We start from the raw sequence: 15,362 nt of genomic DNA on the forward strand, positions 1-15,362 counted from the left end.
GTTAGGGGGTCTCCAGAGCGTCTTTGGCGCGGGCGCGAGCCTCGGCATCAATGGCCAGCACATCTTCCAGAGTGCGCGGCGCGGTCGCTATATAGCGTGCCAATGTCGCCTCTACCACTGCCGTAATACGCGTGAACCCGAGCTGACCGTTAAGGAAGGCCTCAACAGCTACCTCATTGGCGGCATTCAGAATCGCAGGAGCCGCCCCGCCCGCTTCTATCGCCTCCCGGCAAATACGCGTGGCGGGAAACAGTTCTTCGTTTGGAGGCTGAAAGGTCAACTGGCCAATAGCAGCCAGATCAAGCGGTTCGAGCGATGTCTCCATCCGCGCTGGATGCGCAAGGCAAGACGCGATTGGCACGCGCATATCGGAGGGCCCGAGCTGCGCAAGCACCGAGCGGTCGCGATATTCGACCATGGAATGCACAATGCTCTGCGGGTGGACTATGATCTCGATATGCTCAAGGCCAACCGGGAACAGGTGGTGCGCCTCGATGAACTCAAGCCCCTTATTCATCATGGTCGCGCTGTCGATAGTGATCTTTGCGCCCATTTCCCAATTCGGATGTTTGAGCGCCTGCTCACGCGTTACCGACTGGAGCGCCTCTGCACCCAGCGTGCGGAATGGGCCGCCGCTGGCGGTCAGGATGATGCGGCGCACTTCATTGATGTCATTGCCCGCGAGGCACTGAAAAATCGCGTTGTGCTCGGAGTCAGTTGGCAGCAGCGTCGCGCCTGCTTTGGCGACCGCTGATTTCAGGATTTCACCGGAGGAGACCAGCGCTTCCTTATTCGCCAGTGCAATCGAGCCGCCGCACTCAACCGCCGCCATTGTCGGGGCAAGGCCAGCGCATCCCACAATTGCCGCCACGGTCATATCAACAGGCCGCGCTGCCGCATCACAAAGCGCCTGCGCACCGCCAGCCACTTCAATACCGCTCCCATCGAGTGCATCTCTCAGCTCTGGCAAGCAGCTTTCGTCACCGACAACCGCGATCTTGGCATTGAATTCACGGGCGAGCGTGGCCAGCTCCTTCGCGCTGCAATTGGCGGTCAGTGCATCAACTTCCCACTCACCGGGAGCATCACGCAACAGATCCAGCGTCGATGTACCGATTGAGCCGGTTGCGCCCAGCAAAGAGAGCGTACGCACCATGTTAGGCAGCGCCTAAATATGACGGAACAACGGCCAGCAGAAACAGCACGAAGAACACCGCGATAAACCCGTCGAGCCGGTCAAACACGCCGCCATGACCGGGCAAAAGGTTGCTTGAGTCCTTCATTTCTGCGCGGCGTTTCATGGAGCTTTCAAAGAAGTCCCCACTCTGTGCGATGACGGCGATGACAAGCCCGGTTGCGAGCGCGCTCAGCAAGCCTGTGACCGTCCAATCTCGCGTCATTGCTCCCGGCCCAATGTCTAGCACTTCGGCAATGATGCAAACCGTACCAGCAGCAAGCGCACCGCCCAGCAACCCTGCCCAGGTTTTTGACGGGCTTACCGAGGGCATAATGCGCGGCCCGCCAATCGCGCGACCGGCGAAATAGGCGCCGACATCAACGGCGACGACTGGCAGCACGAATGCAATCAGCACCGCCCAAAGGTCATAGTTGAAGCGCACCTGCACCATCGCCATTGCCGCTGCGCCCACATAGAGCGCACCCAGGAACTGCCATGCAATCTCAGCTAATGGAGAGGTGCCAAACTTGGTCACCAGCCCATTCCATTCCCACAAGACCAGGCCTGCAAGCAGCACCACAAAACCAACCCAGAACCAGCCGCCCAGCCACAGCGCAATCAAGGTTACGCCGGCCATTGCGACAGCGGTAACAAAGCGAACCAGCAAATCGCCCATAGCCCCGCCCCCCGACGCCGGATCAGGCGTTTGTGTCTCCTCGATCGCCTGCTTGGTGATCTCGTTCAACCTGTCCCTAACGCCCGCCATAGCGCCGCTCCCTTTGTGCGAAGTCTTCGAGCGCTTTGGTTAGGTGTTCAGGTTTAAAATCTGGCCAAAGAGTGTCGACAAACAGCATTTCGGCATAGGCCGCTTGCCATAGGAGGAAGTTCGACAAGCGTACTTCGCCACTGGTGCGGATGAGCAGGTCGAGCGGTGGCAGGTCATGCGTGTCGAGATTTGCTTCGATCGTCTCTGAGGTGATCGCCCCCGCTTCTGAAGCCTTCGCAGCCGCCCGCGCGATTTCATTTTGGCCGCCATAGTTCAGAGCCACCGCCAACGTTTGTTTGCCATTCGCCGTTTGTGCCAGCGCGTCTTCGAGCATGGCGACGATATCGGGGGCAAGCGATTGCCAATCACCGATGATCTTGAGCTTCACATCATTCGCGATGAACTCTGCCAAGTCTGATTTGATGAAGCGGCGCATCAGGTTCATCAGGTCATCGACTTCGCCCTCTGACCGCTTCCAGTTTTCTGAGCTAAACGCATAGAGCGTCAGGCAATCCAGCCCCATCGGTTCCAGCGCGCGCACCAGTCGGCGCACCGCCTCAACTCCGCGTTGATGACCAACCTTGCGGGGGAGCGCGCGCTTCTTCGCCCAGCGCCCATTGCCATCCATGATGATGGCAACGTGGCGTGCGCGCGTTTCGCTATCGTGGAGGGCATCGCCCATCCGTTCTCCCCTTCCCAGCTCAGCTTACTGAGTTAGGATTTCCTGTTCTTTCTTCGCCGCCGCCTCATCAGCGTCAGCCACATGCGTATCGGTTAGCTTTTGAACATCGCCTTCCATGCGCTTGCGCTCATCTTCCGAGATTTCCTTTTTCTTCTCGTCAGCCTTGAGCGTTTCCATCGCATCACGGCGCACATTGCGGATCGCGATCTTAGCCTTCTCCGCATATTGCCCGGCCAGCTTTGCCAGCTCCTTACGACGCTCTTCCGTCAGATCCGGCATTGGCAGGCGAAGCGTTTGTCCATCGACCATCGGGTTAAGGCCGAGATTTGCATGCGCAATCCCCTTCTCAACCGCCAACAGGTTCGACTTGTCCCACACCTGCACGCTCAACATGCGCGGTTCAGGAGCAGACACCGTCGCCACCTGATTGAGCGGCATCATCGCGCCATAGACCTCTACCTGCACCGGATCGAGCAGCGAGGTGTTCGCACGGCCTGTGCGAAGCCCCGAAAGGTCGCTTTTCAACGCTTCAACTGCGCCTGTCATCCGGCGCTCGATATCTGCCTTGTCATATTGCGGCATGTGTCATTGTCCCTTTTGAACGATTGTCTGTGTGCCCTCACCCGACAGGACGCGGGCCACATTGCCTTTTTCACGGATCGAGAAGACCACTAACGGAATGTCGTTCTCTCGGCAAAGGGCGACAGCAGTGGCGTCCATTACCTTGAGATTGTCGGCAAGCACTTGGTCATAGCTGATGCTCTCAAACCGGGTGGCATCCGGGTTGTGCTTGGGATCGCTGTCATAGACACCGTCAACGCTGGTGCCTTTGAGCAGCGCATCGCAGCCCATCTCTGCAGCGCGCAAGGCTGCGCCTGTGTCAGTGGTGAAGAACGGGTTGCCCGTGCCAGCGGCGAAGATGACAATCCGACCCTTCTCAAGGTGCCGTTCTGCCCGCCTGCGGATGTACGGTTCGCACACGCTGCTCATCGGGATCGCGCTTTGAACGCGCGTTTGCACACCCAGCTGTTCGAGCGCGTTTTGCATGGCGAGCGCGTTCATCACGGTCGCAAGCATGCCCATATAGTCGCCTGTGGTGCGATCGAGCCCCTTTGCAGCAGCGCTGATACCGCGGAAGATGTTGCCCCCGCCGATCACCAGACACACCTCAATCCCGCTATCCTTGGCAGCCTTCACCTCCTCGGCAAGGCGCGCAACATACGCGGGATCAATCCCGTATTCCTGTTCCCCCATCAGAACCTCACCTGACAGCTTCAGGAGGACGCGCTTGATTTCAGGAAGGGCCATGGTGGTGAGTGTCTCCAATGCAAATGAGCGGTTGGGGTGCCTGTATCCGGGAGGGGCTAGGCTGCCAAGGGGATAAGAGCGTGGACCACACAAGTGGGTGCTTTAGAAAAAAGCGTTCACCCGCAAAACGCTTTGCTTTCAGAGGCTTGATAGAATTTCGTACGATCTAACTGTCACTTTCCAATTTTGACTTCCACTCCTCGCCCGAAGCCGCTGAAAAAATTGCACTTTCAGAGTCATGGTTCGGTTATCGGAGTGTTAGCGCGTAGCGGCGTGGTAGGAAAATGGGGACACGCGCCTCACCCGCTTGTCATCAACCGCTGACTTGCGCCACACGCTCCTTCATGAAAGCTGCCCCATGAAAGCACTTCTGCGCGCCCTCTTAGCCCATCGCTGGATCAAGCGCGTGCTTGTGGTCGGTGTGTTGCTTGGTCTTATTCTAGCTACCAAAGCCTATTTCGACACAATGCGTGATCCCGTTGTGCAGCGGCTCACGATTGAGAGCGACGCGTTGCCCGCAAGCTCGCCCCCGCTTACCATCGCCTTCCTAACAGACATCCATGTCGCAGGCCCTGACATGCCGCCATCCCGGCTGGAGCGGATTGTCGATCAAGTGAACGCGCTTGAGCCTGACTTGATCGCGATCACCGGTGATCTGGTGAGTGAGAAACGCACCGCAACCCATATCTATTCAGCCGAGGAAATCGTGACGCCTTTGGGCGATCTAAGGGCGACCCACGGCGTGGTGGTGGTGCCGGGCAATCACGATCACTGGTATGACTGGCCCGCTTTGTCGGCTGAGCTTGCCAAGCATTCGAGCATCACCGTGCTTGAAAATGCGGTGGCGACCATTGGACCGTTTCGGATCGCGGGCCTTGATGATGACTACACCGGACGCGCAGACCTTATGGCAACCGCTCGGGACATGTCCGCCCTATACAAAATCGGCCAGCCGCGAGTAAACATTTGGCTCTCCCACAGCCCAGATGTGTTCCCCTCGATCCCCGTCAGCGCCGACCTCGTCCTGGCCGGCCACACCCATTGCGGCCAAATCGCCTACCCCTGGGGCGGATCACCCGCGACCATGTCGGACTATGGTCAAACCTATGCCTGCGGCGTGAGCAAGCTGCACGGCAAGACACTGGTGACAGGCGCAGGGATCGGCACAAGCTTGCTGCCCGTGCGACTGTTTACGCAGCCTGAGGTTTGGGTGATTGCGGTGCGCGGCTCCGGTTAGCGAGCCAGCTCATTTCGAACGAGCCGCCCATGTCGCAGCGAGCGCGAGGCTCGCAGGTACGGTCTGCGCGTAAAGGGCCGAAAGCGACACCGTCATCGCGCCAAAAACACCCGCAACCGCAACAAAGATCAAAAAGCATGTCGCGACATTGCGGTGCCATTTCGCGTCTTTGATAAACAACGACCAGCACAGCCCGGCGGCGAGAAAGCCATTATAGAGCCCCTGATTGGCTGCCATCGCGCCGCCTTGTTCAAACAACACTTGCGGTAGATCGGGAAATACACGCGGGCCGCTTTCACTCCACGATGCCATTTCAAGCCATGCGATGTAGGCGTGGATCAGAGCGTTCAAACCGATGAGTATGCGAGCGATCAATTGCATGATTGCCTTCCTTTTGGCGGATACGCGGACTTTACATCGACCTGCCACAGCCACGTTCGGCTGCCTAACACTTGGCTATTGGCATCCGCAACTGTTTGAGAAGAAGCCGTCAAGCCGCCGCGTCGATATAGTCGTTTACTTGCTGATATCGCTTACGCAGTCCTGGCGCTCCAAACTGCTCATCCATTATCGCCCGCGCGGCATCCGCTCGGTTGAGCACAAGCGCGGAAGCAACAACCCGCATCAGATGAGCTCGGTCAGCGACCATGCGTCCGTCCTTGTTTTCATGAGCGAGTAAGACCTCCTCAGCGGTTGAAAACACATCAAGGAAAGGCATGGTCCACTTGGCCAAGAACGCCTGTAGTTCGTCGATAACGCCAGACACAGAGCCTTCTTGATAAATGTACCAGCGCCCGGGGTCTTTTTTCAGGGAAGTGAACCCGATCGGCTGGCGAGAAATCCCGGCACTTACGCCCGTAAGCAGCGATGTATTGGACGAGATCATTTCCTCGAAGCATTCATCCACTCGGGGGATTCGCACGTCCATGATTGGATAGACGGCAGCTGCTGCGTTGGTGTTATCCGAAGGACGAACTTCAAGCAGAATATCTATGGTTTGCGTTGCTTCGTTGATCTTGCGTTTGTAAATTAGGCTGCGCGCACGCCGGTTGAAGCCGTGTTTCGCCATGTAAGAATCGAGCGCAAGCTCAGCTCCTGCGATCATCGCACCTTTGATCTCAGATCTTTGGCTCATAAGTTCGGCAGATAACAAACGTCAGCCGAAATACAAACGGCCGCCGCAGGTTTCCCGTGCGACGGCCATTCAATTTCGTCTCTTTTCGAGAAGCTTAGGCGTTAGCCGCCAACAGCCGCAGCCACTTCTGCTGCGAAGTCGGCTTCTTCTTTTTCGATGCCTTCGCCGAGCTGGAAGCGGACATAGTCCTTCAGCACGACTGAGCCGCCATTGTCCTTGCCGAACTTGGCAACGGTGTCTTCGACGGAAGTTTTGTTGTCCATCACGAACATCTGGCTGAGTAGAGCATTCTCTTTGGCAAACTTCTTGATCGCGCCTTCGACCATTTTCTCTTGCACGTTCTCAGGCTTGCCACTTTCGGCAGCCTTTTCCTGTGCAATCGCGCGTTCACGAGCGATCACGTCAGCGTCGAGACCGTCAGCGTTGAGAGCTTGCGGGAACATCGATGCGATGTGCATGGCGAGTTGCTTGCCAAAAGGCACCAGCGTGTCAGCGGCAATGTCGCTTTCCAGAGCAACCAGAACGCCGATTTTGCCGAGACCTTCAGCCGCTGCATTGTGGACGTAAGAGACAACCGCGCCCGAGCTGACCGAAACGGTCTGCATGCGGCGAACTTGCTGGTTCTCACCGATGGTAGCGATGTTGTCAGTCAGTTTCTCAGCGACGGTTCCGCCGCCGGGAAATGCTGCGCCTTTGAGCGCTTCGACATCGTCACCGTCAACGCCCAGAGCCGCTTTGGTGGTGCTGCGAACGAAGTCCTGGAACTGCTCGTTCTTGGCAACGAAGTCGGTTTCTGAGTTCACTTCGACAGCCACTCCGCGTGTGCCTTCAACAGCCACGCCGACAAGACCTTCAGCCGCAGTACGGCTTGACTTTTTCTGAGCGGTCGCAAGACCCTTGGCGCGCAATGCGTCAACCGCTGCGTCGATATCGCCGTCAGCTTCGGTCAGCGCCTTTTTGGCGTCCATCATACCTGCGCCAGAAAGCTCGCGCAGCTTCTTCACATCAGCGGCAGTAAAAGCAGCCATGAGAATGTTCCTTTGTTCTTGAATTCAAGGGCACCGAGCAGCGCCCGGTTTGGGGATGCTCGGCGCTCTAGTCTGGAATTGTGACGCGGGGGAGAACCCGCGCGTCACTCGAGGGGGGATTTAAGCTTCTGCAGCAGGAGCCGCTTCAGCGGTTGGCTCAGCTGGCGGAGTTTCCATCGCGCCGAAATCTTCGCCAGACGCTTCTACAGCGCCGCCTTTGCCTGCAATCGCAGCTTCGCCAATTGCCTGGCAGTAGAGGCGAACCGCACGGCTCGCATCGTCATTGCCGGGAACAGGGAAGGCAATGCCGGTTGGGTCGGTGTTGGTGTCGAGCACCGCAATCACCGGAATGCCCAGAACGGCTGCTTCCTTAATGGCGAGGTCTTCCTTGTTCGCATCGATCACGAACATCACGTCCGGAACGCCGCCCATGTCGCGGATACCGCCGAGCGACAGCTCAAGCTTGTCACGCTCACGGGTGAGCTGGAGGACTTCTTTCTTGGTGAAACCGCTGGTGTCGCCAGACAGCTGCTCTTCAAGGGTCTTAAGACGCTTGATCGAACCGCTGATGGTTTTCCAGTTGGTCAGCATCCCGCCGAGCCAACGGTGGTTCACAAAGTGCTGACCCGACATGCGAGCGGCCTCTGCGATGGGCTCTTGCGCCTGACGCTTGGTACCGACGAACAGAACCTTGCCGCCTGCGCGAACGGTTTGCTCAACAAAGTCGAGAGCGCGCGCGAACAGCGGAACGGTTTGTGAAAGGTCAATGATGTGGACGCCGTTGCGGTTGCCGAAAATATACGGCTTCATGCGCGGGTTCCAACGGTGGGTTTGGTGGCCGAAATGTGATCCGGCTTCAATCAATTGCTGCATCGTGACGGTAGGAGCCGCCATAGATAATTCCTTCCGGTTGTTCCTCTGAAAGGCTGGAACTGCGTTGCGGCTATCCCGCGTGCAGCACCGGTATGTGTGCCCTTCATGTGAATTTTGCCGTCACTCACTCACGTGATTCGCGTGCGAATAGCGGCAAGGCGTGGGCAATTAGCCCCCCTCACCCACAAAATCTAGTGCAAAGTGGCGCAATCGCACCACAAAAGAACGAAAATGGAACAAAACGCTTGACCCGTGAGAACACTTATAGAACAAAGGGTGAGAACAAACGTTGAACACCAATTCAGGATCACGCCATGTCCCTAGCCTTTGCCTCCACCCTCGCCCTTGGCCTGCTGTTTACTGTTACAGCGATTGCCACGGGGCTCAGCCTGACAGATAGCTGGCTGCGCGGACGCAAGGTTTATGGCGTGCTCAAGCGGGAAAAGGCACTCATTGATGCGGGGTTTCTTCCCCAAGTCCACGCACATGAAGTTCGCCTACGTAAGCCTGCGCGCCGCACTCTGGCCGCAGCCGCCCGCCCTTATTCACGCCGCACTCCGCTGCCCAGCTTTGACAATTCTACTCAGGCTGCTGCGTAATCGCTTCGGCTGCTTTGCGGCGTTTGACCTTGCCATATTTGAACAAGGCGTATGGCATCAAAGCAAGGTAAGCGGCGCTGATCGCGGTGAATGACCACCATGGCTCCAGCATCAACGCGCCCACCCCCAATGCGGCAAATGCGAGCAGGAATAGCCGCACATCACGGCGCGGACGGATCGCTGCCCAGCTGAGCGTTGCCATGTTTGAGATCATAAGAACCGCAATCGCACTAACCCAGATCGCGATGAAGACCGGATTGCGGAATTCTTCCATGCCGGTCTCCAGCCACAGATAGACAGGCGTAAAGGCAATTCCGGCTGCAACAGGCGCAGGCACCCCAGTAAGGAACCCTGCAAGCTTGTGAGGCTGGTCCTCCATATCGATACGGGCATTGAACCGCGCGAGCCGCAGCGCACAGCAAATCGCAAAGCCAAGCGCTGCAAACCATCCAAAGCTCGGTAAATCTTGCAGCGACCACATGAACAAAATGAGCGCAGGGGCCATGCCAAAGGACAGGCAATCAGCAAGACTATCAAGCTCTGCCCCGAACCGTGATTGCGCGTTCAGCAGCCGGGCAATGCGACCATCAATCCCATCGAGCACCGCTGCAAGCGCCACAGCCAGGATCGCATAAGCCCATTGGCCATCAATCGCGAAGCGCACACCTGTCAGACCTGCACACAGCGCGCCTGCGGTGATCGCATTGGGCAGCATTGCCCGCAAAGTCAGCCCAGCGGGATCGCTCGCGAGCTTTGCATCTTCGCCTTCTTCAGCCTTAGGCCCCACCCTTGCGGGCAGATCGGAAGATTTGCGCAGGAAACCACGCTTAGCCATGATGGCCACCTGTAAAGGCGTGCGCGCAGATTATTGCGCGATCCCCTCAATCAGATTGGTCGCGCCAACTTCAGCCAGCACAGTTTCGCCTGCGATAATCTTTTGCCCCATCAAAACCTTGGGCGTGGTGCCAGCGGGCAGATAGACATCGACCCGGCTGCCAAAGCGGATAAGGCCAACACGCTGCCCCTTAGCCACGGTGTCGCCCGGTTTCACAAATGGGATGATCCGGCGTGCGACAAGCCCAGCGATTTGCGTAAAGCCAATGGCGAGACCATCGGTGCGCTCAACCAGAATATGCTGGCGCTCATTTTCTTCGCTGGCTTTATCAAGGTCCGCATTCACGAATTTACCCGGAATATAGACCACCCGGCGGATTGTACCTGCAATCGGTGCTCGGTTAATATGGACGTCAAAGACGCTCATAAAGATTGAGACGCGCGTTACCGGCCCAGCCGAAAGCCCCGGATGACCGGAACCATCATCAATTTGCAGCTCTGCGGGTGGCTCCACCGTGGTGATCATCGTCACCAATCCATCGGCTGGAGCGATGATGCTGTTCTCATCTTGCGGAATCACCCGTTCTGGATCGCGGAAGAACGCGAACACGCCGAGCGATAGGAACAACAGTGGCCAACCAATGATTTGCCACCCTAAGAGGAGCGGTAAAGCACTGATCGCCAGTGCAATTACGCCATATTTGCGGCCCTCTGGGTGAATTGGGGGCCAGCCCCAACTTGCTTCACCGCGGCCCTGATTATCGAGAATTTCGCCTGCCATACCTGGGCATCTAGGGTGTGCCCTGCCGCCTCGCAAGCGACCTATGTGCGATTTGCAGCGCTCAGTTGGGGGCAAATCGCTGCGCGCGCACCAATTTGCGTTCACACTTTAGTGAGACGTTTACCTTAATTGCGAGGGTTCAAAGCGCATCTTCGCAAGGATCACGTACCCGCCAATGACAACGGCCACTCTCTCCGCTGACACTGCCATTGCACCGGCAAAACGCTGGTTTAGCGAAGTGCCGATCTTTGCCATTGGCTGCACGTTGATGGCATTGTGCCTGTCGCTGCTCGCCTGGAAAGGGGTCAATCCCGGCATTGGTGGGATCATCGCCAATGCGCAGATCTTCTTTATGTTCGTGGTTGTACTGGCCTGCTGGGATGCCGCGCGCGAGCTTTACAAACATCGCCCGCAAAGCCCGGTTGCCCATCTTAAAGCGCGCTATTCCGCGCCCAAATTCACAAAGCCGCTGGCCGCTGGCCTGCCAATGCTGGCCATTGCGATTGTGCTGCTGCCCTATTTCTCAAAGATGAAATCGGCGATCCCGCTGTTCAACGATTACACTTGGGATGCGAGCTTCATCGCATGGGACCGCGCGATCTTCTTTGGCTATGACGCATGGCAAGTGCTGCAACCGGCGCTTGGCTATCCGATTGTCACCGCGTTCCTCGCGCTGCTTTATCAGCTGTGGTTCCTGCTGCTCTATCCGGGCGTCATGTTCTTTGCCTTTGCCCGCATGGATAGCACCGTGCGGCGGCAGTTCTTTCTTTCCTATGTGCTCAGTTGGACGCTGGTGGGCGGCGCGATGGCGACGTGGCTGGCATCCGTTGGCCCGTGCTTTGTCGGCCCCATGCTAGGTGACAGTACTTTCGATGCGCAAATGGCGTATCTCTATGCCGCGAATGAGCAGGTGCCGATCATGGTGCTGCCGGTGCAGGAAATGCTGCTGGAATGGTATGGCAAGGCGGAAAACGGCCTTGGCAGCGGGATCACCGCCATGCCCAGCATGCACTGCGCCATCGCATTCCTCTATTGGATCGCAATGCGCCGCGTACACAAAGGCTGGGGCGTGTTCTTTGGCGTGTTCTTCTTCATCACATGGATCAGCAGCGTCCACCTCGCCTACCATTATGCGGTCGACGGGCTGGTCTCACTGATCGCCGTTGCGGTGATCTGGAAGCTGTCTCAGGCCATCATCACCGGCTGGGACAAATGGTCAGCGGCCCGCGATCAGGCGACCTTGCGCACGAACACTGTGCCCGCTGAGTAACCAGCACCAAAGCTGCAAATCAGCCCGGTATCGCCGCTAGCCAAATCATCGCTGTTCTTATGGAATGCGATGATAGAGCCAGCGCTTGAGGTGTTGCCATAAGTGTCGAGCACGGTCGGGCTTTCATCATCATTCGCCTCATGCCCCAACACACGTTGAGCAATCAGACGGTTCATCCCGGCATTGGCCTGATGCAGCCAAAGACGACGTAGGGTGGCGGGGTCCATCTGAAGCTTCTCCGCCTCATCAATGATCATCTGTGCGACCATCGGCACGACTTCCTTGAACACTTTGCGCCCTTCTTGGACGAAAAGCTTATCCGCATTCCCTGCATTTTCAGGCGCAGCGCGGTTGAGGAAGCCGAAATTGTTGCGAATGTTGTTCGAGAAAACGGTTTTGAGTTTGGTGCTCAGAATTTCCCAGTGGTCTGCCGGAGCCATACTCGAATCCTCGACCAGCACAGCCGTTGCCACATCGCCAAAGATGAAATGGCTGTCCCGGTCGCGCCAATTGAGATGGCCTGAAGTGATCTCAGGGCTGACCACGAGGACGCTTTTCGCATTGCCCGCGCGCACATAATCGGCCGCGGTTTGAATGCCAAAAGTCGCAGACGAACACGCGACATTCATATCAAAGCCAAAGCCATCAATGCCCAGCGCCTGCTGAATCTCAATCGCCATGGCAGGATAGCCGCGCTCCATATTGGAGGCCGCGCACAGCACTGCGTCAATGTCTTCAGGTTTGCGACCTGCCCGCTCCAGCGCTTGTTTGGCAGCCTTCACGCCAATCTCTGCCATCATCGACAATTCTTCATTGGTGCGCTCTTCCCAGCGCGGCATCATGATGTCGGGGTCAAGGATCGGCGTCTTGCTCATCACGTGGCGCGCTTTGATCCCACTCGCCTTTTCGATGAATTCGACGCTGGAATAGGTCAGCGCTTCAACTTCGCCCGCCTCGATTGCATCGGCATTGGCGGCGTTGAAACGGTCGACATACTCGTTGAAGCTGGCGACCAGTTCTTCGTTCGTGATCGATTCTGATGGGGTGAACAGGCCCGTTGCGGAAATGACCGGGCGGCCGGTGAGAGCGTCTGTGACTTCTGGGGAGTTTTGCATAGCGCGCATGAATAGGGACGCGACATTGGGGCTGCAAGCATTTGGTGAGAGCCGGTGGTGGACAGGGCTGGATTCGAACCAGCGTACGCTTGCGCGGGCAGATTTACAGTCTGCTGCCTTTAACCACTCGGCCACCTGTCCACACATGGCTTGTTTCGAAAAACGCGTTCAAAAGCGCTCTTAGAAAGACGCAAAACCGATAAGGCCTTGCTGCCGAGAGGCGCCCCTTTGGCGAAGCGACGCTTGCCTGTCAATGGGCGTGCTGGCAGGGGAGCCCCTGAAATACGAAAACCAAGCCCAAAGAAGGCCAAAGGAAAGAACTCAAAATGGCAAAAGGTGACCGCAAACGCGCGCTTCGCGGGCGGGCTGGACGGATGAAAGGCGGGCGTGGCTCTGGCAAGGGTACGCCTAGCACGGTGCGCATCTGGGGCCGCCATCCGGTCGAGGCTGCGCTGAAGAACCCGGCGCGCCAGCACCGCAAATTGTGGGCAACTCTCGATGGGATCGACAGCCTCGATGGCGATCTGCCCGACAATTTTCCGATTGAGCGCGCAGAAGTCGCGGATTTGGGCCGGCTTGTCGCGAAAGACGCTCCACATCAGGGCCTAGTGCTGGAATGTGAGCCGCTGGAGGACTGCTTCCTGGATGATGTTGCGACCGGCGATCCTGCCCGCCCAGTGGTGATCCTCGACCAAGTTACCGATCCGCATAATGTCGGCGCAATCCTGCGCTCCGCTGCGGCATTCGGCGCGGCGTGTATCGTCACCCAAGACCGCCATGCTCCGCCCGAAAGCGGCGTGATCGCAAAGTCCGCCTCAGGCGCGCTTGAAACCGTGCCATGGGTGCGCGTCGTCAACCTTGCCCGCGCTCTCGATGAGTTGGCTGATGCCGGATATTGGCGGATCGGCATGGCGGGAGAGGCCGAGGCGACCTTTGCCGAAAGCCTGCCAACAGGCGCTCTTGCCATTGTCATGGGTGCAGAGGGAGAAGGATTGCGGCACAATATCGCGCAGCATTGCGATGCATTGGCGCGGCTGCCAATCTCTTCGAGTATCGAGAGTCTTAACGTTTCCAATGCAGCAGCAATTGCACTTTATGCGGCCGCGACACGGCAGGCAGGCGATTAACAGGGGGTAGATATGATGATCTTGAACTCAGCACGTATGAAGGGCGCAGCGCTGCTCGCTTGCTTTTCGCTGGCGCTCACCGGCTGTTTGATCACGCCAGGCAAGTTCACCTCTGAGCTGGTCCTCACTGAAGAGAACCGCTTCTCCTTCACCTATGAAGGCGAGATTTTCTTCCTTGGCCTCTCCAGCCTTGCCGAAATGGGCGCTGCGACCGAGGAATTTGTGGCTGAGCCCTGCTATGTCGATGAGATCGATTATGAGCCGCGCGAATGCACAGCGAATGAGCTCTCCAGCCAGCGCGCCGCGTGGGATGCAGCCGCCGATGAACGCGCAGCGGAGGCAGCGATGCAGGCGCAGCAAATGTCAGCGATGATGGGCGGCATTGACCCATCCGATCCCGAAGCCACCGTCGAACTTGCCCGACTGCTAGAGCGACAGGAAGGTTGGAGCCGTGTCGTCGATAAGGGCGAAGGCGTGTTTGACGTGAGCTATTCAGTAAGCAGCGAGCTCAATCACGATTTCATGTTCCCATCTATTGAGGGCTTTCCCACCACCAATCCGTTTGTGCAAATTCACCTGCGCGATGGCGATGTGGTTCGGGTGAATGCTCCAGGTTTCGGGGCACAGGGCGGGTCTGATCCGATCATGGCGCAAATGCTCGGCGGTATGGCCGGGCTTGCCAGCCTTTCTGCGCTTGGCAATCAGGAAGCGGGCGGCGACGAGATGCCAAACATTCCGCAGATCGAGGGCACTTTCACCATCGTCACCAATGGCAATATCCGCGCCAACAACACCGATGAGGGCGCGAATGTTGAGGCGCGCGGCGAGGTTCTGACATGGGACGTGTCTAACAGCACAACCGAAGCGCCAACTGCGCTGATCGACATGTCGCGCTAAAACGCGCTGAGTTGCGCTAGATCGACCGAACGAAAAAGCCCTGCCGGTGTTTGACCACGGGCAGGGCTTTGATCTTTTTTGCAGCGTTTTGCACAAACGCTGGTCGTTAACTTCAGACAGTCAGATTAATTGACCGCGTCCTTGAGACCCTTACCGGCCTTGAATTTTGGCTGGTTCGAAGCCTTAATCGGCATTGGTTCGCCAGTGCGAGGGTTGCGACCCATCGAAGCTTTGCGCTTCGCCACTGCGAATGTGCCGAACCCGACCAAACGCACTTCGTCACCGCCCGCGAGCGCTTTCTGAATTGCATCAAACACACCTTCCACTGCGTTAGATGCATCATTCTTAGAAAGCCCGCTGGACTCGGCAACTGCGCCGATCAGATCATTCTTGTTCATTGTAACGTTCCCCTCGTTTTCAAACGCACTCGTATCAAAATGTAAATCGCCCACCAACGTAAGCCTCTAGATTGAGACCTTTTTGCGAGGGCTGTCAAAGGCAAATCGCCCGGAAAAGCGCGCTTTTTTACGCTA

The 15,362-nt window shown here is 57.5% G+C and carries 18 protein-coding genes and 1 tRNA gene; 5 read left to right on the forward strand and 14 right to left on the reverse strand.

Annotated features, from left to right (window positions below; all coding sequences use genetic code 11):
- Position 1 precedes the first annotated feature (1 nt).
- From dxr to pyrH, 5 genes are read right to left on the reverse strand one after another with little or no spacing between them, the layout of a single operon-like run.
- Complete coding sequence (dxr, locus tag AC0V6N_RS07560; protein WP_486170966.1) at positions 2–1,156, reverse strand: 1-deoxy-D-xylulose-5-phosphate reductoisomerase; 1,155 nt, start codon at positions 1,154–1,156, stop codon at positions 2–4.
- Between the two features lies 1 nt (position 1,157).
- Positions 1,158–1,943, reverse strand: a complete 786-nt coding sequence (locus AC0V6N_RS07565) for a phosphatidate cytidylyltransferase (RefSeq protein ID WP_486170967.1) — start codon at positions 1,941–1,943, stop codon at positions 1,158–1,160.
- Complete coding sequence (gene uppS, locus AC0V6N_RS07570) at positions 1,930–2,625, reverse strand: polyprenyl diphosphate synthase (RefSeq protein ID WP_486170968.1); 696 nt, start codon at positions 2,623–2,625, stop codon at positions 1,930–1,932. Before uppS ends, AC0V6N_RS07565 begins: the two co-directional genes overlap by 14 nt.
- 24 nt (positions 2,626–2,649) lie before the next feature.
- On the reverse strand, positions 2,650–3,207 hold the full coding sequence (gene frr / locus AC0V6N_RS07575) for a ribosome recycling factor (protein WP_486170969.1): 558 nt from the start codon (positions 3,205–3,207) through the stop codon (positions 2,650–2,652).
- Between the two features lie 3 nt (positions 3,208–3,210).
- Positions 3,211–3,933: a UMP kinase gene (gene pyrH / locus AC0V6N_RS07580; RefSeq protein ID WP_486170970.1), complete on the reverse strand. Its 723-nt coding sequence runs from the start codon at positions 3,931–3,933 to the stop codon at positions 3,211–3,213.
- 358 nt (positions 3,934–4,291) lie between these two features.
- Between pyrH and AC0V6N_RS07585 the strand changes: the two genes are divergently transcribed.
- Positions 4,292–5,170 carry a metallophosphoesterase gene (locus AC0V6N_RS07585; protein ID WP_486170971.1) on the forward strand — a complete coding sequence of 293 codons (879 nt, stop codon included), beginning with the start codon at positions 4,292–4,294 and terminating at the stop codon, positions 5,168–5,170.
- A 9-nt stretch (positions 5,171–5,179) separates the two neighbouring features.
- Here AC0V6N_RS07585 and AC0V6N_RS07590 read toward each other — a convergent pair whose 3' ends face one another.
- The 4 genes from AC0V6N_RS07590 to rpsB all read right to left on the reverse strand — a co-directional run bounded on the left by AC0V6N_RS07590 (position 5,180) and on the right by rpsB (position 8,227).
- Positions 5,180–5,551 (reverse strand): DUF1304 domain-containing protein, encoded by a 372-nt coding sequence (locus tag AC0V6N_RS07590; RefSeq protein ID WP_486170972.1) that lies wholly within the window; start codon positions 5,549–5,551, stop codon positions 5,180–5,182.
- Positions 5,552–5,660: 109 nt separating this feature from the next.
- Positions 5,661–6,305 (reverse strand): hypothetical protein, encoded by a 645-nt coding sequence (locus AC0V6N_RS07595; protein WP_486170973.1) that lies wholly within the window; start codon positions 6,303–6,305, stop codon positions 5,661–5,663.
- Between the two features lie 101 nt (positions 6,306–6,406).
- Positions 6,407–7,333, reverse strand: coding sequence for a translation elongation factor Ts (gene tsf / locus AC0V6N_RS07600; RefSeq protein ID WP_486170974.1), 927 nt, complete (start codon positions 7,331–7,333; stop codon positions 6,407–6,409).
- Between the two features lie 120 nt (positions 7,334–7,453).
- Entirely contained in the window at positions 7,454–8,227 is a 774-nt protein-coding gene (gene rpsB / locus AC0V6N_RS07605; protein WP_486170975.1) for a 30S ribosomal protein S2, read from the reverse strand.
- 293 nt (positions 8,228–8,520) lie between these two features.
- Here rpsB and AC0V6N_RS07610 point away from each other — a divergent pair, with 293 nt between their 5' ends.
- Positions 8,521–8,805 (forward strand): hypothetical protein, encoded by a 285-nt coding sequence (locus tag AC0V6N_RS07610; protein WP_486170976.1) that lies wholly within the window; start codon positions 8,521–8,523, stop codon positions 8,803–8,805.
- Here the strand turns inward: AC0V6N_RS07610 and AC0V6N_RS07615 are convergent.
- A complete protein-coding gene (locus tag AC0V6N_RS07615) occupies positions 8,786–9,640 on the reverse strand; it encodes a CDP-alcohol phosphatidyltransferase family protein (RefSeq protein ID WP_486170977.1) in 855 nt (284 codons plus the stop codon). The genes AC0V6N_RS07610 and AC0V6N_RS07615 overlap by 20 nt on opposite strands.
- A 30-nt stretch (positions 9,641–9,670) precedes the next feature.
- Positions 9,671–10,420: a phosphatidylserine decarboxylase gene (locus tag AC0V6N_RS07620; protein ID WP_486170978.1), complete on the reverse strand. Its 750-nt coding sequence runs from the start codon at positions 10,418–10,420 to the stop codon at positions 9,671–9,673.
- A 175-nt stretch (positions 10,421–10,595) separates the two neighbouring features.
- On the opposite strand from AC0V6N_RS07620, the gene AC0V6N_RS07625 reads away from it, so the two are divergent.
- Positions 10,596–11,690 carry a phosphatase PAP2 family protein gene (locus AC0V6N_RS07625; protein WP_486170979.1) on the forward strand — a complete coding sequence of 365 codons (1,095 nt, stop codon included), beginning with the start codon at positions 10,596–10,598 and terminating at the stop codon, positions 11,688–11,690.
- Here AC0V6N_RS07625 and AC0V6N_RS07630 read toward each other — a convergent pair.
- Positions 11,651–12,805, reverse strand: a complete 1,155-nt coding sequence (locus AC0V6N_RS07630) for a beta-ketoacyl-ACP synthase III (RefSeq protein ID WP_486170980.1) — start codon at positions 12,803–12,805, stop codon at positions 11,651–11,653. The two genes, AC0V6N_RS07625 and AC0V6N_RS07630, sit on opposite strands and share 40 nt — an antisense overlap.
- A gap of 55 nt (positions 12,806–12,860) precedes the next feature.
- Positions 12,861–12,946 (reverse strand) — tRNA-Tyr (locus tag AC0V6N_RS07635).
- Between the two features lie 185 nt (positions 12,947–13,131).
- On the opposite strand from AC0V6N_RS07635, the gene rlmB reads away from it, so the two are divergent.
- A complete protein-coding gene (gene rlmB, locus AC0V6N_RS07640) occupies positions 13,132–13,932 on the forward strand; it encodes a 23S rRNA (guanosine(2251)-2'-O)-methyltransferase RlmB (RefSeq protein ID WP_486170981.1) in 801 nt (266 codons plus the stop codon).
- A 12-nt stretch (positions 13,933–13,944) separates the two neighbouring features.
- Positions 13,945–14,829, forward strand: coding sequence for a hypothetical protein (locus AC0V6N_RS07645; protein ID WP_486170982.1), 885 nt, complete (start codon positions 13,945–13,947; stop codon positions 14,827–14,829).
- A 125-nt stretch (positions 14,830–14,954) separates the two neighbouring features.
- Here AC0V6N_RS07645 and AC0V6N_RS07650 read toward each other — a convergent pair whose 3' ends face one another.
- Positions 14,955–15,227, reverse strand: a complete 273-nt coding sequence (locus AC0V6N_RS07650) for an HU family DNA-binding protein (protein WP_486170983.1) — start codon at positions 15,225–15,227, stop codon at positions 14,955–14,957.
- Positions 15,228–15,362 lie beyond the last annotated feature (135 nt).

This window comes from Erythrobacter sp. S57(2025), assembly GCF_057365055.1.

Bases quoted from the DNA above. Each gene is read 5' to 3' on its own strand.
- dxr (WP_486170966.1), bottom strand. From the start codon at position 1,156: ATGGTGCGTACGCTCTCTTTGCTGGGCGCAACCGGCTCAATCGGTACA.
- AC0V6N_RS07565 (WP_486170967.1), bottom strand. From the start codon at position 1,943: ATGGCGGGCGTTAGGGACAGGTTGAACGAGATCACCAAGCAGGCGATC.
- uppS (WP_486170968.1), bottom strand. From the start codon at position 2,625: ATGGGCGATGCCCTCCACGATAGCGAAACGCGCGCACGCCACGTTGCC.
- frr (WP_486170969.1), bottom strand. From the start codon at position 3,207: ATGCCGCAATATGACAAGGCAGATATCGAGCGCCGGATGACAGGCGCA.
- pyrH (WP_486170970.1), bottom strand. From the start codon at position 3,933: ATGGCCCTTCCTGAAATCAAGCGCGTCCTCCTGAAGCTGTCAGGTGAG.
- AC0V6N_RS07585 (WP_486170971.1), top strand. From the start codon at position 4,292: ATGAAAGCACTTCTGCGCGCCCTCTTAGCCCATCGCTGGATCAAGCGC.
- AC0V6N_RS07590 (WP_486170972.1), bottom strand. From the start codon at position 5,551: ATGCAATTGATCGCTCGCATACTCATCGGTTTGAACGCTCTGATCCAC.
- AC0V6N_RS07595 (WP_486170973.1), bottom strand. From the start codon at position 6,305: ATGAGCCAAAGATCTGAGATCAAAGGTGCGATGATCGCAGGAGCTGAG.
- tsf (WP_486170974.1), bottom strand. From the start codon at position 7,333: ATGGCTGCTTTTACTGCCGCTGATGTGAAGAAGCTGCGCGAGCTTTCT.
- rpsB (WP_486170975.1), bottom strand. From the start codon at position 8,227: ATGGCGGCTCCTACCGTCACGATGCAGCAATTGATTGAAGCCGGATCA.
- AC0V6N_RS07610 (WP_486170976.1), top strand. From the start codon at position 8,521: ATGTCCCTAGCCTTTGCCTCCACCCTCGCCCTTGGCCTGCTGTTTACT.
- AC0V6N_RS07615 (WP_486170977.1), bottom strand. From the start codon at position 9,640: ATGGCTAAGCGTGGTTTCCTGCGCAAATCTTCCGATCTGCCCGCAAGG.
- AC0V6N_RS07620 (WP_486170978.1), bottom strand. From the start codon at position 10,420: ATGGCAGGCGAAATTCTCGATAATCAGGGCCGCGGTGAAGCAAGTTGG.
- AC0V6N_RS07625 (WP_486170979.1), top strand. From the start codon at position 10,596: ATGACAACGGCCACTCTCTCCGCTGACACTGCCATTGCACCGGCAAAA.
- AC0V6N_RS07630 (WP_486170980.1), bottom strand. From the start codon at position 12,805: ATGCAAAACTCCCCAGAAGTCACAGACGCTCTCACCGGCCGCCCGGTC.
- rlmB (WP_486170981.1), top strand. From the start codon at position 13,132: ATGGCAAAAGGTGACCGCAAACGCGCGCTTCGCGGGCGGGCTGGACGG.
- AC0V6N_RS07645 (WP_486170982.1), top strand. From the start codon at position 13,945: ATGATGATCTTGAACTCAGCACGTATGAAGGGCGCAGCGCTGCTCGCT.
- AC0V6N_RS07650 (WP_486170983.1), bottom strand. From the start codon at position 15,227: ATGAACAAGAATGATCTGATCGGCGCAGTTGCCGAGTCCAGCGGGCTT.